This window comes from Streptomyces sp. LaBMicrA B280, from assembly GCF_049222185.1.
Taxonomy (GTDB): Bacteria; Actinomycetota; Actinomycetes; order Streptomycetales; family Streptomycetaceae; genus Streptomyces; species Streptomyces murinus.
On the sequence record NZ_JBMJCT010000002.1, the window covers coordinates 197,490 to 212,702 of the forward strand.

Annotated in this window: 11 protein-coding genes; 8 read left to right on the plus strand and 3 right to left on the minus strand. The window is 73.2% G+C overall.

Features of this window, described 5'->3' with window-relative positions; genetic code table 11:
• Positions 1–43 precede the first annotated feature (43 nt).
• The 4 genes from ACLF5H_RS02140 (at position 44) to ACLF5H_RS02155 (ending at position 6,581) form a co-directional block, all read left to right on the plus strand.
• Complete coding sequence (locus ACLF5H_RS02140; protein WP_421674370.1) at positions 44–853, plus strand: (2Fe-2S)-binding protein; 810 nt, start codon at positions 44–46, stop codon at positions 851–853.
• Positions 854–1,017: 164 nt separating this feature from the next.
• Positions 1,018–3,339, plus strand: coding sequence for a GH92 family glycosyl hydrolase (locus tag ACLF5H_RS02145; protein ID WP_421674371.1), 2,322 nt, complete (start codon positions 1,018–1,020; stop codon positions 3,337–3,339).
• 144 nt (positions 3,340–3,483) lie between these two features.
• Positions 3,484–4,815 (plus strand): wax ester/triacylglycerol synthase family O-acyltransferase, encoded by a 1,332-nt coding sequence (locus ACLF5H_RS02150; protein WP_421674372.1) that lies wholly within the window; start codon positions 3,484–3,486, stop codon positions 4,813–4,815.
• Positions 4,816–4,976: 161 nt separating this feature from the next.
• Positions 4,977–6,581 (plus strand): SDR family NAD(P)-dependent oxidoreductase, encoded by a 1,605-nt coding sequence (locus tag ACLF5H_RS02155; RefSeq protein ID WP_421674373.1) that lies wholly within the window; start codon positions 4,977–4,979, stop codon positions 6,579–6,581.
• A 39-nt stretch (positions 6,582–6,620) separates the two neighbouring features.
• Here the strand turns inward: ACLF5H_RS02155 and ACLF5H_RS02160 are convergent, their stop codons facing one another.
• Positions 6,621–7,016, minus strand: coding sequence for a hypothetical protein (locus ACLF5H_RS02160; protein WP_128792891.1), 396 nt, complete (start codon positions 7,014–7,016; stop codon positions 6,621–6,623).
• Positions 7,017–7,478: 462 nt separating this feature from the next.
• Here ACLF5H_RS02160 and ACLF5H_RS02165 point away from each other — a divergent pair, with 462 nt between their 5' ends.
• Genes ACLF5H_RS02165 through ACLF5H_RS02175 form a run of 3 tightly spaced genes read left to right on the plus strand, consistent with a single transcriptional unit; the run spans position 7,479 to position 8,953 of the window.
• Positions 7,479–7,652, plus strand: coding sequence for a hypothetical protein (locus tag ACLF5H_RS02165; protein ID WP_421674374.1), 174 nt, complete (start codon positions 7,479–7,481; stop codon positions 7,650–7,652).
• A 53-nt stretch (positions 7,653–7,705) separates the two neighbouring features.
• Positions 7,706–8,233 carry a GNAT family N-acetyltransferase gene (locus tag ACLF5H_RS02170; RefSeq protein ID WP_421674375.1) on the plus strand — a complete coding sequence of 176 codons (528 nt, stop codon included), beginning with the start codon at positions 7,706–7,708 and terminating at the stop codon, positions 8,231–8,233.
• A gap of 39 nt (positions 8,234–8,272) precedes the next feature.
• Complete coding sequence (locus tag ACLF5H_RS02175; RefSeq protein WP_421674376.1) at positions 8,273–8,953, plus strand: tetratricopeptide repeat protein; 681 nt, start codon at positions 8,273–8,275, stop codon at positions 8,951–8,953.
• A gap of 20 nt (positions 8,954–8,973) precedes the next feature.
• Here ACLF5H_RS02175 and ACLF5H_RS02180 read toward each other — a convergent pair whose 3' ends face one another.
• Positions 8,974–10,320, minus strand: a complete 1,347-nt coding sequence (locus tag ACLF5H_RS02180) for an amidase (RefSeq protein WP_421674377.1) — start codon at positions 10,318–10,320, stop codon at positions 8,974–8,976.
• Positions 10,321–10,564: 244 nt separating this feature from the next.
• Here ACLF5H_RS02180 and ACLF5H_RS02185 point away from each other — a divergent pair, with 244 nt between their 5' ends.
• Entirely contained in the window at positions 10,565–13,579 is a 3,015-nt protein-coding gene (locus tag ACLF5H_RS02185) for an alpha-mannosidase (RefSeq protein ID WP_421674378.1), read from the plus strand.
• A gap of 121 nt (positions 13,580–13,700) precedes the next feature.
• On the opposite strand, the gene ACLF5H_RS02190 is transcribed toward ACLF5H_RS02185, so the two are convergent.
• Positions 13,701–15,122 (minus strand): lipase maturation factor family protein, encoded by a 1,422-nt coding sequence (locus ACLF5H_RS02190; protein WP_421674379.1) that lies wholly within the window; start codon positions 15,120–15,122, stop codon positions 13,701–13,703.
• Between the last annotated feature and the right edge of the window lie 91 nt (positions 15,123–15,213).

Here is a 15,213-nt window from a genome sequence, read left to right on the forward strand (position 1 = left end):
CCCCGACGACCGGTGCGCGAACGGGCCTGGTACGAGTGTCCTCGTGGACCTCGACCCCGAACTCGCCGCCCTGCGCCCGCCGGGCCCCTTCTTCGCCCTGCGCACGGACCCGTACGGGGACCCGGCCGGGCTGCCGACCCTCGCGGCGGCCTACGCCCCGGACGGCCCCGGCGATCCCCTGACCGCGCGGGTGCGCCTCGTCGCCCACCGCCTGCGCGCCCCCGAGCCCCGGGTCGCCGCCTCCCTCGCCCAGCAGGGCCTGGCCGCCCGGCTCTGGTCGGTCGCGCTCGGCTGCGCCGTCCTGTACGGCAGGCTGCCCGATCTGCGCCCGGGCCTGCTGCGCTGGGACATCGGGGCGGCCGCGCCCGACGATCTGTGGCTCACCGAGGTGTCCCCGGGGCCCGGGGATTCCGCCACCACCGCCGCCGCCGCCGCCACCGCCGCCGCCACCACCGCCACCGCCGCGGCCCTCGCCGACGCCGTGCTGCACGGCCATCTGGAGCCCCTGGGGGAGACCCTGAGGGCCCATTACGGGATCGCGTCCGGGCTGCTGTGGGGCAACGCGGGCTCCGCGCTCGCCGGAGCCGCCCGGGAACTGGAGCGCTGGGCCCGCGCCGAGGGCCGTACGGACGCGGCGGCCCGCACCCGCGCGCTCGCCGGTGAACTCTTCGCCCACCCCCTGCTGCGGACCACCGGCACCCGCACGGGCATCGCCTTCCGCCGCCGCAGCTGCTGCCTGTACTACCGGGTTCCCGGCGGCGGCGTGTGCGGCGACTGCTGCTTCTCCCGGCCCCCGGCGGCACCGGGCACCTCAACCGCCGTACCGGACAAGGGGGATGGGCCGACCGGCTGAAGCGCCGTACGAGAGGAGCCCGGCCCGGCGTATTCTTCTCACGGTCCGTCAAATCACCCTCGTCCGCGACGCGTTTGCCCTCTCCCGTCGCGCAATGCCCGGTTTCATGGCATTCGCCCGCCACGATGCAGGCAACGATGTCGAACCTCCGGAGGTCATCCGCAATGAGAGGGACCCGGCGCACACGGCTGTGCCTGGCCTGGGTGATGGCAGCGTCCGCGCTGATCGCCACCCCCGCCGCAGGAGCCGCCGAGCGGACCGACGGCCACCTCACCGACCTGGTGAACCCCTTCATCGGGAGCCAGGACGAGGGCAACACCTTCCCCGGCGCCGCCGTGCCCTTCGGCATGGTGCAGCTCTCGCCCGACACCGGGCACAACACCGGCTACGACTACACCCAGCGCCGGATCCGCGGCTTCTCGCTGGTCCATCTGTCGGGCGTGGGCTGCCGGATCGGCGGCGACCTGCCCGCGCTGCCCACCACCGGCGACGTCACGCAGACCGACGACGCCAAGTACGCGGCCGCCTTCGCGCACGGCGACGAGACCGCGAGCCCCGGCTACTACCGCGTCGGCCTCGCCTCCGGCATCCACGCCGAGTTGACCGCCTCCGCCCGCACCGGCGTGCAGCGCTACACCTTCCCCGCCACCACCAAGGCCAACGTCCTGCTGAACGCGGCCCAGTCGCTGCACAAGGCGAGCGGCAGCAAGGTGGAGATCCTGGACGACCGCACCGTGCGCACCGAGATCACCGGGCACGGCTTCTGCCGGGACACCGGTCCGTACACGGTCTACACGATCACCCGGTTCAGCCGGCCCTTCACCGCGTACGGCACCTGGGACGGCGCCACCGTCACCGCGGGCTCGCGCGCCGGACGGGGCGGCGCCTATGTCCGCTTCGACACCACCGGGGACCGTACGGTCGAGGCGACCACCGCGCTCTCGTACGTCGACCCGGCGGGCGCCGCGGGCAATCTGCGGGCCGAGGGCGGCCGGTCCTTCGACACCGTGCGCCGGGCGGCCCGCGCGCGGTGGGAGGCGCGGCTCGCGGGGGTGCGGGTGCGGGGCGGCACCGACACCCTGCGCCGTACGTTCTACTCCTCGCTGTACCGCTCGTACCTCGCGCCCAACCTCGGCGGCGACGCCGACGGCCGCTACTTCGGCTGGGACCGGCGCGTGCACCGCGCGCGGGGGTTCACGTACTACCAGAACTGGTCGCTGTGGGACACCTACCGCACCCAGGCCCAGCTGCTCGCCCTGCTCGCGCCGCGCGAGGCGCGGGACATGGCCCGCTCGGTGGTGGCGATCGACGAGGACGGCGGCTGGCTGCCCAAGTGGGGCTACGGCCCGGTCGAGACGAACGTGATGAGCGGCGACCCGGTCACCCCGTTCCTGACCACGGCCTATCAGATGGGCCTGCTGAAGGGCTTCGAGGAGCGGGCCTACCGGGCGCTGCGCAAGAACGCGGACGGGGTGCCGCCCGCCGCCAACCCGGGCATCGGGCGGGAGGCCAACGCCGAGTACATCAGGGACGGCTTCGCCCCGTTCGACAAGGACCGGCCGCTGGCCAAGATGGGCGACTCCGACTACCACCACGGCGCCTCCGTCACCCTGGAGTACGCCCTCGCCGACGCCATGCTCGCCCAGATGGCCCGGGGCCTCGGGCATGACGCCGACGCGGCGCGGTACGCGGCCCGCTCGCGCCACTACCGCACCATCTTCGACCCCTCGACCGGCTTCTTCCGGGCCCGGGACGCCTCCGGCGCCTTCACCGGCTCTCCCGACCCGGCGCTCGGCACCGGCTTCCACGAGGGCACGGCCTGGCAGTACCAGTGGCTGGTGCCGCAGGACCTGACCGGCATGGTCGGGCTGATCGGCGGCAAGCGCGCCGCCAACGACCGCCTGGACTCCTTCTTCGCCTACGACCGGCTGCTCGCCGACCCGGCGCGGACGGCCCGTGAGGTGTGGGTCCACGGCAACGCGTACGCGTACTACAACGCGGCCGTCTACAACCCGATGAACGAGCCCGATCTGATCGCGCCCTACACCTACCTCGCCACCGGCCAGCCGTGGAAGACCACCGACGTGGTGCACGCGGCCCTGACCCTGTTCACCGACGGCCCCACCGGCATGACCGGCAACGACGACCTCGGGACCATGTCCGCCTGGAACGTGCTGTCGTCCATCGGGCTGTTCCCGATCCAGCCCGGCTACGACACCTGGGGCCTGTCCACCCCGGTCTTCGACCGCGTCGACCTCGCCCTGGACCGCCGCTACTGGCCGAGCGGGGGACTGACCGTCACCGCGCCGGGCACCTCGGCCGCCGACCGCTACGTGCAGGGTGTGCGCGCCGACGGTTCGGCCCATGGGCGGACGTATCTGACGACGCGTGCGCTGCGCTCCCTGCGCTCGCTGGCGTTCACGGTCGGCCCGCGCCCGTCAGGGTGGGGTACGTCGGCCCAGGCGGCGCCCCCGGTACTGAAGTGACCTCAGGCGACTCCTGAGTCCCGCCCCGTTCGGCGGGGCGGGACTTTATCCGTTGTTAACTGAGCGTATATCGATCACACTTGACCGTAATCGACTGTCGGGGATTGACTGAAGTTCCCTTCCGTCGACGCGCGAGGCAAGCCCGTGACCTCCGATTTGCTCGCTCCCCTCGACCTGGCCTTCTGGAACATCGAGTCCGACCGGCACCCGATGCACCTGGGCGCACTTGGTGTCTTCGGCGCGCACTCGCCGACCGCGGGCGCCCACGCCGCCGACCTGCTCGCCGCCCGCGCCGCCGCCGTCCCCGGGCTCCGCCTGCGCATCCGCGACGTCTGGGGGCCGCTCGCCTTCGGCGGCGCCACCCGCGAGGCGGACCCGGACTTCGACCCGCTGAACCATGTACGGCTGCACGCGCCGACCGGCGACTTCCACGCGGTGGCCGGACGGCTGATGGAGCGTCCGCTGGAGCGCGACCGGCCGCCCTGGGAGGCGCATGTCCTGCCCGGCGCGGACGGGGTCTCCTTCGCCGTGCTCTTCAAGTTCCACCACGCCCTCGCCGACGGGCTGCGCGCGCTCAAGCTCGCCGCGGGCGTCCTCGATCCGATGGACATGCCCGAGCGGCCGGCCCGCCCCGTGGAGCCGCCGCGCCGCGCGTTGCCGGCCGTGCGCGCGCTGCCCGGCATGCTCCCCGGCCTGGTCAGGGGCGCCCTCCTGGACGCGGGGCGGGCCCTGGACATTGGCGCCTCCCTCGCCCTGTCCACCCTGCGCATGCGCCCCAGCACCGCCCTCGCCTCCCCGCCCAGCGGCACCCGCCGCACCGCGGGCGTCGTCCTGGACATCGACGATGTGCACCGGGTGCGCAAGACCGCGGGCGGCACCGTCAACGACGTCCTGATCGCGGTCGTCGCCGGTGCGCTGCGCCGCTGGCTCGACGAACGCGGCGACGGCAGCACCGGGGTGGCGCCGCGCGCCCTGATCCCCGTCTCCCGGCGCCGCCCGCGCACCGCCCAGCCACCCGGCAACCGGCTCTCCGGCTATCTGATACGGCTCCCCGTGGACGAGCCCGACCCGCTCGACCGGCTCGCCGCCGTACGCACCGCGATGGTCCGCAACAAGGACGCGGGCCCCGACCGGGGCGCCGGCGCGGTCGCGCTGCTCGCCGACCATGTACCGGCGCTCGGCCACCGGCTCGGCGGCCCGCTCGTCGGCCAGGCGGCGCGGCTGTGGTTCGACATCCTGGTCACGAGCGTGCCGCTGCCCGGCGTGGGACTGCGGCTCGGCGGCCACCAGCTGACCGAGGTCTACCCGCTGGCCCCGCTCGCCCCCGGCCAGTCGCTCGCCGTCGCGATCTCGACGTACCGCGGACGGGTGCACTACGGCCTGGTCGCGGACGCGGCGGCGGTACCGGACCTGGACCGGTTCGCGCACGCGGTGTCGACGGAGGTGGCGACGCTGCTGGCGGCCTGCGACTGCTGAGGGGCGGGGCCCGGCCGGATCCGCCCCGCCCCCGGTTTCCCAACGGTTCGGCCCCTGCTCCGATCGGGTTTCGCCTCCGCCCCCCGCGCTCCGTTAGAATTTCGCGTTCGATAGCGGGCGTGAGTCGGAGCGCTGCGCGGGATCAGGGAAACGGCAGCGCGATGACGGTGACAGAAGACGGCTCCATGGCCACGGACGCCACGGCCACGGACCCCAGGGCAGGGGATCCCCTGGTCGTGGAACCCATGGCCGTGGATCCCATGGTCGTGGACCCCATGGCCGCGGAAGAGGTCGTCCACGGCCCGGGGATCGACCCCGAGCGCCTGGCCGTCTGCCTCAGCGTGCTGGAGGAGCTCGACACGATCGACGTCGACCACCCCGACGCGATCCTGGTGCGCCGGGCCACCTCGTCCGTCTACCGGACGGTCAAGCAGCGCCGCCGCCAGGAGCGCCGGGCCGCCAAGACCGCGCACGACCGCGCGGTCACCGAGGCCACCGCCACCGGCTCCGCCGAGCGCATCGACGACGAGACCGAGGGCATCCTGCCCTCCTCCAAGGTCGAGGAGGGCCGCATCGCCGGCATACTCCAGCGCCCGCGCTCCTGCTACACCTGCAAGACCCGCTACGTCGAGGTCGACTACTTCTACCACCAGCTCTGTCCGCAGTGCGCCGGTCTGAACCGCGCCAAGCGGGACGCCCGCGCCGACCTCGGCGGCAAGCGCGCCCTGCTCACCGGCGGCCGCGCCAAGATCGGCATGTACATCGCGCTGCGGCTGCTGCGCGACGGCGCGCACACGACGATCACCACCCGGTTCCCCAAGGACGCCATCCGCCGCTTCAAGGCGATGGAGGACTCGGCGGACTGGCTGCACCGTCTGGAGGTCGTCGGCATCGACCTGCGCGACCCGGCGCAGGCCGTATCCCTGGCCGAGCGGGTCGCCGAGGCGGGCCCGCTCGACATCCTGATCAACAACGCGACGCAGACCGTACGCCGGCTGCCCTCGGCGTACGCCGCGCTGGTCGAGGGCGAGAGCGCCCCGCTGCCCGCCGGTGAGCTCCCCGCCCACCAGGTGATCGGCGCCTTCAACTCCGGCGCCGTCGACGGCATCGCCGCGCTGCCCCTCGGCGCCGGTGCCCTGGAGGCGCGGACCGCCGGCCTGGACGCGCAGCAGGTCGCCGACCTCGCGCTGGTCGCGGGCAACGCCAGCGTCGCCCGGCACCTGGACGGGACCGCGATCGACGCGGGCGGCCTGGTCCCGGACGTCGTGGACTCCAACACCTGGGTGCAGTCCATCGAGCAGATCTCCCCGGTGGAGCTGCTGGAAACCCAGCTGTGCAACTACACGGCGCCGTTCATCCTGATCAGCATGCTCCGCCCGGCGATGGCCGACGCGGCCCGCAAGGCGGCGCGCGGACGGTCGTACGTCGTCAACGTCTCGGCGATGGAAGGGGTGTTCAGCCGCGGCTACAAGGGCGCCGGGCACCCGAACACCAACGCGGCGAAGGCGGCCATGAACATGGTGACGCGGACCAGCGCCCAGGAGATGTTCGACACCGACGGCATCCTCATGACCTCCGTCGACACCGGCTGGATCACCGACGAGCGCCCGCACTACGACAAGCTGCGCCTCGCCGAGGCCGGTTTCCACGCGCCCCTGGACCTGGTCGACGGCGCGGCCCGCGTCTACGACCCGATCGTGCGCGGCGAGGACGGCGACGACGTGTACGGCGTCTTCCTCAAGGACTACGCGCCCGGCAAGTGGTAAGAGGCGCCACGCGTTGATCTCCGGGGTGCGCCCCGGGGGTCAGTCGACCGCGTCGAGCCGGCAGTGCCGGGCGGCGACCAGCTCCAGGACCGTGCGCCAGTCCTCCAGCACACCGGCGTCGAAGCCCGCCGTACGGCCCTCCTCGCGGGCCAGCCGCAGCCGCAGGACGTCGTCGTCGGCGGCGCCCGCGTCCCCGCGCACCAGCCGGAACACCCGCTCCCCGAGCAGCGGCCGTACCGCCGCGGCGGCGCGGCGGGCCGAGTCCGCCTCGTCGCCCGGGGCCAGCAGCGGTCCGATGCCCTGGACCAGTCCCGCCACCTGGAGCTCCTTGTCGGCGGGGCGGCCCCGGCGCAGCAGCGCGGCGGTCCGCAGCGCGTGCTGGGGCCGCCCGGCGTGCAGCAGGTCCATCAGCTCCTCGACGCTGCGCAGCTCCATGCGTCCGTCCTTCCGCGAGAGGGCCGTGTCGGGCGCCAGCAGACCATGGTCAGCTTGCGGCCCGGCCAACGGCACCTGAACTGCGTCGCGAACCGTGCGACGTAGGCCGAACGGGTGATACTGACCGTCGTGTCCGCGATGCGCTTTGTTATGTATAGCTGCATATTGGACGGTATTGGGTTGCCGTTCGAAACGCGATAGTTACCCCTTGTTTGCACTCCCTATCGAGCGGCAGTCCGCTCATTTGGTTAATCTGGAGTGGACGGACAGCGAAAAGGGGTCCCACCCACACCCATTTCGTCCGTCCGGGAGCGTGCCGTGGATCATCGGCCCGCTCCGCCCGAAGAACCGGCGCCACCGCGTCCGAGCTGGCCTTCCATCCAGACCCGAGCGGGCGGCGAGCGCCGGAGCGCAGACTGTCCGGTACGCCCCGAGGGTGACCCGACACATAAGGAGTGCGCGGTGACACCGGAGACGACGAAACGCGAGCAGAGCCCCGAAGAGAACCCGAAGCGCCCGGGCCGCAGGCCCGGAGAACTCGGCAGCCTCGACGTGTGGGCCCGGTCCGCCCCCATCCGCCTCGCGGGCTACGAGGAGGACCTCGCCGAACCCCACATCCTGCCGAGCGTGGACTGACCCCCTCGCTCGTGATCGCCGCCGCGCATGGGCGTGATGCGAGAATCACGCCCATGCCGATCAGAACAGCCGTACCCGAGGACTGGCCACTGATCTGGCCCTTCTGGCACCGGATCGTCGCCGCCGCCGAGACGTACACCTGGGATCCCGACACCGACGAGCCCGCCGCCCGCGCCCTGTGGACGGGCCCGGGCAAGCGTGTGTACGTCGCCGAGGACCCCACGGGCACCGTGACCGGCTCCGCCTACCTCGCGGCGAACTACGGCGGCCCCGCCGCCCATGTCGCCAACGCCGGATTCATGGTCGATCCCGCCCACACCGGCCGGGGGGTCGGCCGCGCCCTCGCCGAGCACGTCCTCACCGAGGCCGTCCGCCACGGCTACCGCGCGATGGTCTTCAACGCCGTCGTCGAGACCAATCCCGCCGTACGCCTGTGGACCTCACTCGGCTTCACGGTCCTGGCCACGATCCCCGAGGCGTTCGAACACCCCCGCCACGGCCTGGTCGGTCTGCACGTCATGCACAGGTCGCTCGTCCGACCCTCGTGGAAATCCCCGGCCCCGCCCGGCGCGGGCGGATAGCCTCGGCGCTGTTCATGTCGACACGGGGAGGGGCAGGACATGCGGGAGCGTGACTGGATCGGGCAGGCGGGGGAGCTGTTCGAGGCGGCGATGTTCCGGGGGGACCCGGACGCGCCGGCGCGGTCGGACGAGGTGCTGGACGCGGTCGAGGCGCCGCTCGCGCTCGCCCGGGGCAAGATGCTGCACGTGCGCTTCCTGGGCGACCGTGTCGAACGGCCGGAGGAACTGGGGCTGTTCGAGCGCGCCGCCGAGCTGTACCGGCGCCTCGGGGACGGCCGGGGGGAGGCCGACGCGCTGTTCTGGATCGGCTGCTGGCACCAGGTGGTGAAGGGGGAAGGACCGGCCGGTGTGCCGTACTTCGAGCGGTCGTACGCGCTGGCGCGGGACACCGGAGACCGCAGGACGATGTCGTACGCCGTGCGGCATCTCGGCTTCGCCGACAAGGACGCCGGGCGCTTCGAGCGGGCCCGGGAGCGGCTGACCGAATCGGTGGCGCTGCGCCGGGAGATCGGCTTCCCGGCGGGCGAGGCGGCCGGGCTGGTGGCGCTCGGCTACCTCGCCGCCGAGACCGGGGACCCGGCGACCGCGTTCGGGCGCCTCGACGAGGCCCGGAAGGTCGCCGCGAGCTGTGGCGCCGAAGCGGTGTCCGGGTGGGTCGAGGAGGCCCAGCGGCTCATCGGGGAGCGGGAGTTGAGGGATGAGGGGGGCGCCCGGGCCTAAGTGCCCGGGCGCCGCCCGTCTCAGTCGCCCAGCGGCGCCGTACGAAGCCACGGCAGCGAGCGCTCTATCTCCTCCGCCAGCTCCAGCAGGACGCCCTCCGTGCCGGGGCGGCCCACCAGTTGGACGGCGGCGGGGGCGCCCGAGGGCAGGGCGCCGACGGGGACGGACATCGCGGGCCAGCCGGTCAGGTTCCAGGGCGGGGTGAACGGCGAGTAGGCCGAGTTGGCGAGGACGTTGCGCAGCCAGCCGCGCTCGTGCCAGGGCCCGGCGGCGGGGGAGCGGCGGGCCAGGGCCGGGGTGAGCAGCACATCGTGCTCGGTGAGGAAGGGAGTCAGCCGGGCGCACAGCCGCTCGCGTTCGGTGCCGGTGCGGACCGAGCGGACGAAGCGCCGTCCGATCGCCGCGTGCACCCGGGTGCGCCGGGCCAGCCGCGCCGGGTCCAGGCCCTCGGCGTCCACCGCCGTCCCCGCCGTCCAGTGCTTGAGCGCGTTCACCCCCATCGTCAGGGGGTACGGCGGTTCCGCCCGGCGCACCCGGTGGCCCGCCCGCGCCAGCGCCCCCGCCGCCTGCCGGACCGCGCTCGCGTACGGGCGGCCGACGCCCGCCACGGGGAGCGGATTGCGCAGCGCCACGGCGATCGTGCGCCCCGCGGGCTCCTCGGCAGCGGGGACGTCCCGACCGGCCAGGACGCCCAGCATCAGCCGCAGATCCTCGACCGTGGTGGCCAGCGGGCCGTTCTCCGACATGCCGAACCAGTCGCCGTGGCCGATCCCGGCCGGCACCACCCCGAAGCCCGGCTTCAGGGTGACGAGTCCGCAGTTCGCCGCCGGGATGCGCAGGGAGCCCATGCCGTCGTTGCCGAGCGCGATCGGCACGAACCCCGCGGCCACGGCGGCGGCACTGCCCCCGGAGGAGCCGCCCGCCGTGCGCGTGGTGTCCCAGGGGTTGCGCGAGGCGCCGTACGGCCCCTCGGTCGTACCGAAGACACACAGCTCGGGCACGTTCGTCAGGCCCACCACCACCGCGCCCGCCGCCCGCAGCCGCGCCACCGTGACATGGTCCTCGGCCGCCGGGGTGTCCGGGGTCGCGGTGGAGCCGTCGCGATGGGCCTCGCCGCGCACCGCCAGATTGTCCTTCACCGCCACCGGCACACCCGCGAGCGGCAGTTCGGTCAGATCGGCGCGCGCGCCCACCTCGTCCGCCTCGGCGAGCGCCGTGTGCGCTCGTACGGTGCGGAACGCCTCGATCCGCCCGTCGTACCGCTCGATCCGCGCCAGGTGCTCCGCCACCACCTCCCGTGGCGTCACCCGCTTCTCCCGCACGGCGGCGGCTATGTCGGCGGCGCTCCGCCCGGCCCAGTTCCCCACGGCACTCCTCGGTCACTCGTCGGCTACTCGCCGGTACGCACAGGGCGCAGGGAGAACTGTGCCCCGTCGAGGACGGTACGTCGAGGGTCCGCCGGCCGTCGGAGGGGAATGCGTTCCTCAGCGAGCCCGAAGCGAGCCCGAAGCGAATCCGCAGCGACCCCGGAGCGAGCCCGGAGCGAGCCCGACGCCCGCCCCTGACGAGCCCGACCCGTGAACGCCCGGAACCCAGCAGGGAGCATCCCGCATGCATGATGACCGCACTCTGGTGGAGGACCGCCTGCGCCGCGTCCTGGCCGAGCGCATCCGCCCGGCCGTGTACCCCGAGTCCGTGCCGCTCCAGGTGGCGGTGTGGCACGCGCCCGGCGAGCCCGTGCCGGTCGCCGAGGGGCTCGCCGCCGAGCCCCGGCCGATCGAGGTGGGCACCCGGTGGGGCGCCCCCTGGGGCACCAGCTGGTTCCGGGTGACCGGGACCGTGCCGAAGGCGTGGGCGGGCCGGACCGTCGAGGCCCTGCTCGACCTGGGCTTCGAGCAGGACCTGCCCGGATTCCAGTGCGAGGGCCTGGTCCACCGGCCCGACGGGACCCCGGTGAAGGGCCTCAACCCGCGCAACCAGTGGGTGCGGATCGGGGCCCCCGTCGCGGGCGGCGAGCCGGTGTGCCTGCACATCGAGGCCGCCGCCAACCCGCTGGTCTTCGGTCCGGGGCCCACCCCCCTCGGCGAGAAGGAGACCGCCGGGAGCGAGCCCCTGTACACGCTCGGCCGCATGGACCTCGCCGTCTTCGACGACACCGTGTGGCAGCTGGTCCTCGACCTGGAGGTGCTCGGCGAACTGATGGCCGAGCTGCCGGTCGACGCCGCGCGCCGGTACGACATCCTGCGCGCCGTCGAACGGTCCCTGGACGCCGTCGACCTCCAGGACGTGAACGGCACCGCGGCCCGCGCCCGCGAACAGCTGACCGGTGTCCTGTCCACGCCCGCCGTGCCGTCCGCCCACCGGATCAGCGCCGTCGGGCACGCGCACATCGACTCGGCGTGGCTGTGGCCGCTGCGCGAGACGGTGCGCAAGGTGGCCCGGACGGCGGCCAACATGACCGCCCTCGTCGAGGACCGGCCGGAGTTCGTGTTCGCCATGTCCCAGGCGCAGCAGTGGGCCTGGGTGAAGGAGCACCGGCCCGAGGTGTGGGCCCGGGTGCGCGAGGCGGTGGCGAAGGGGCGGTTCGTGCCGGCCGGCGGGATGTGGGTGGAGGCGGACACCAACATGCCCGGCTCCGAGGCGATGGCCCGGCAGTTCGTGCACGGCAAACGGTTCTTCCTGGAGGAGTTCGGCCTGGAGAACGAGGAGGTGTGGCTGCCCGACACCTTCGGCTTCGCGGCCGGGCTGCCGCAGATCATCCGGGCGGCGGGCGCCAAGTGGCTGCTGACGCAGAAGATCTCCTGGTCGAGGACGAACAGCTTCCCGCACCACACCTTCCACTGGGAGGGCATCGACGGCAGCCGGGTCCTCACCCACTTCCCGCCCGTCGACACCTACAACTGCGCCCTGCACGGCTCCGAACTCGCCCACGCCGCACGCAACTTCCGGGAGAAGGGCCGCGCCCGGCACTCCCTCGCGCCCACCGGCTACGGCGACGGGGGCGGCGGCACCACCCGCGAGATGGTGGGCAGGGCGGCCCGGCTGCGCGATCTGGAGGGCTCGCCCACCGTCGTCTGGGAGACCCCGGGCGCCTTCTTCGAGAAGGCGGCGGCCGAATACCCCGACGCCCCTGTGTGGGTCGGCGAGTTGTACCTGGAACTGCACCGCGCCACCCTCACCAGCCAGGCCGGGACCAAGCGGGGCAACCGGCGCAGCGAACACCTGCTCCGGGAGGCCGAACTGTGGTCCGCGACCGCCGCCGTTCGCACCGGACACCCCTACCCCTACGCGGAGTTGGACCGCGTCTGGAAGACGGTCCTGCTGCACCAGTTCCACGACATCCTGCCCGGCTCCTCCATCGCCTGGGTGCACCGGGAGGCACGGGCGACCTATGCCCGGGTCGCCGGAGAGCTGGAGGCGATCATCGCCGGGGCGCAGCGGGCGCTGGCGGGGGAGGGGCCCCGGGAGCTGGTCTTCAACGCGGCGCCGTACGAGCACGACGGGGTACCGGCGGCGGGCGCCCGGCCGGTCCCGGGGGCGAGGCCGGGGACGGTGCCGGAGCGCCGCGCGGCGGGCGGGTACGTGCTCGACAACGGGCTGCTGCACATCGAGATCGACGCCCGAGGTCTCGTCGTCTCCGCCCGCGATCTCACCGCCGACCGCGAGGCCGTCGCCCCCGGCGCGGCGGCCGGACTCCTCCAACTCCACCAGGACTTCCCGAACATGTGGGACGCCTGGGACGTCGACTCCTTCTACCGCAACACCGTCACCGACCTCACGGACACCGACGAGATCGGCGTCGGCGAGGACGGGACCTCGGTACGGATCGTCCGCTCCTTCGGCAACTCCCGTGCCACACAGGTGTTCTCGCTGCCCCCGGGGGAGCGGCGGCTGGTCGTCGACACGGAGGTCGACTGGCACGAGACGGAGAAGATCCTCAAACTGGCCTTCCCGCTCGACCTGCACGCCGAACGGTACGCGTCGGAGACCCAGTTCGGGCATGTCTACCGCCCCACCCACACCAACACCTCATGGGAGGCAGCCAAGTTCGAGGCGTGCAACCACCGCTTCGTCCACCTGGAGGAGCCCGGCTGGGGCGTGGCCCTCGTCAACGACTCGACGTACGGGCACGACGTCACCCGCGCGGTACGGACCGACGGCGACCGGGGTACGACCACCACGGTCCGGGCCTCCCTGCTGCGCGCCCCGCGCTTCCCCGACCCCGAGACCGACCAGGGCACCCACCGCTTCCGGCACGCCCTCGTCCCCGGCGCCACGATCGCCGACGCGGTCCGCGAGGGCTGGCGGGTCAACCTGCCCGAACGCCGTACGACCGGCGCCCATGACGTCGCCCCGCTGGTCACCGCGGACGACGACGCGGTCGTCATCACGGCGGTCAAGCTCGCCGACGACGGCAGCGGCGATGTGGTGATCCGCTTCCACGAGGCCCACGGCGGCCGGGCCCGGCCCACCCTCACGGCCGGCTTCGCGTTCAGCGCTCCCACGGCGACCGACCTGCTGGAACGCCCGCTGGCGGACGCCCCGCAACCGGTTCACGAGGGCCCGCGGATCACCGTACGGCTGCGCCCCTTCGAGCTGATGACGCTGCGCCTGCGCAGGCCCTGAATCAGTCCTCGGGCGGCGCCAGTTCGGCCAGCCGGTCCAGGACGCGGCGGGTGCCGGGATGCCCGCCCGTCCCGGCCCGGTACACCGCGTGCACGCCGCGGTGCACCGGGGCGACCTGCGGCTACGACCGCTCGGCCGCGCCCGCCAGCCGGGTCGGCGGCAGGTACTCGCGCACGTACGTCCGGTCCCAGCACGCCCCCGTCTGACGCAACTCCCGCCAGGAGGTGTAGCGGTAGCGGAAGAGGCGGGCGCGCACGTAGCGCGGTGGGGTGTCCGGTGGGAAGGGGGAGCGGCGCAGCAGTCGTAGCGTGTCGCGGTCGTTCTCCAGGAGGCGTTCCATCAGACCGCCGAACCACTCACCGGCGTACGCGGGCGACAGCGCGGCGAACCACATCAGCCAGTCCAGGCGCAGATGGTACGGCGCGAACTGCCGCGGCCAGTGGCGCAGTCGGCCCGGCTTGCCCTTGAACTCGTACTCCCGCCAGTCCGAGTCCTCCCGGGCCACCTCGTCCAAGGTGCCCTCCACGACCACCTCGTAGCGCACCCGGCTGACGCTGCCGAAGGCGCCGTAGGTGTTGACCAGATGGAGCGGGTCGAAGGAGCGGTTCATCACCTGGCGCCGGGAGATCATGTTCACCACCGGGTGATAGCTGAGGAACAGCAGCAGCGCGGTGAGCGCGAGGACCACGATCTCGTACCAGAGGGGCGCGGACGGCAGGGACGGCGCCGTCGCCGGGAGCCGCAGCGCGGAGACCGCCAGCACGATGGTGATCCAGTTCAGCCAGGAGAAGTTGCCGGAGAGCACCAGCCACAGCTGGGTCACGATCATCAGCGCGGCGGCGGCCGAGGCGATCGGCTGGGGCGTGAACAGCAGGAACGGCACCACCAGTTGGGTGAAATGGTTCGCGGCGACCTCCAGCCGGTGCAGCGGCTTCGGCAGATGGTGGAAGAACCAGCTCAGCGGGCCCGGCATCGGCTGGGTCTCGTGGTGGTAGTAGAGGCAGGTCAGCTCGCGCCAGCACGCGTCGCCGCGCAGCTTGATCAGCCCGGCGCCGAACTCCACCCGGAACAGGATCCAGCGCAGCAGAAAGAGCACCAGCACCGGCGGCGCCACCTTGTCGTTGCCGAGGAACGCGGCCAGGAAACCGGTCTCCAGCAGCAGCGACTCCCAGCCGAACGCGTACCAGGTCTGGCCCACGTTCACGATCGACAGATACAGCGCCCACGGCACCAGCCACAGCACGATCGCCGCCCACAGCGGTAGCGCCGCGTCCGCCCCGGCGAGCAGCGCCGCCGACACCGCGCAGCCGAGCCATGCCGTGGCCGCGAAGAAGCGGTCCGAGTAGTGCAGGTGGAACAGGCTCGGCGCGCGCCGGAACCGGATCCGCGCCACATAGTGCGGGATCGGCAGCATGCCCCGCTCGCCCAGCAGCGCCCGGAACTGGAAGGCGGCCGCCAGGAACGCCACGAGGTACACGGCGGCCAGCGCCCGCTGGAGGACCAGTCGGCTCAGCCAGTAGTCGGGTGCGGTGAACCAGTCCACGGCCGCCTCGTCTCCCTCGCGCCGGATCCCCCCGAGTTGCCAGTGAAACGGGAGCAAAGCAAATAATAGTGATAATTCACCCACAGTGATG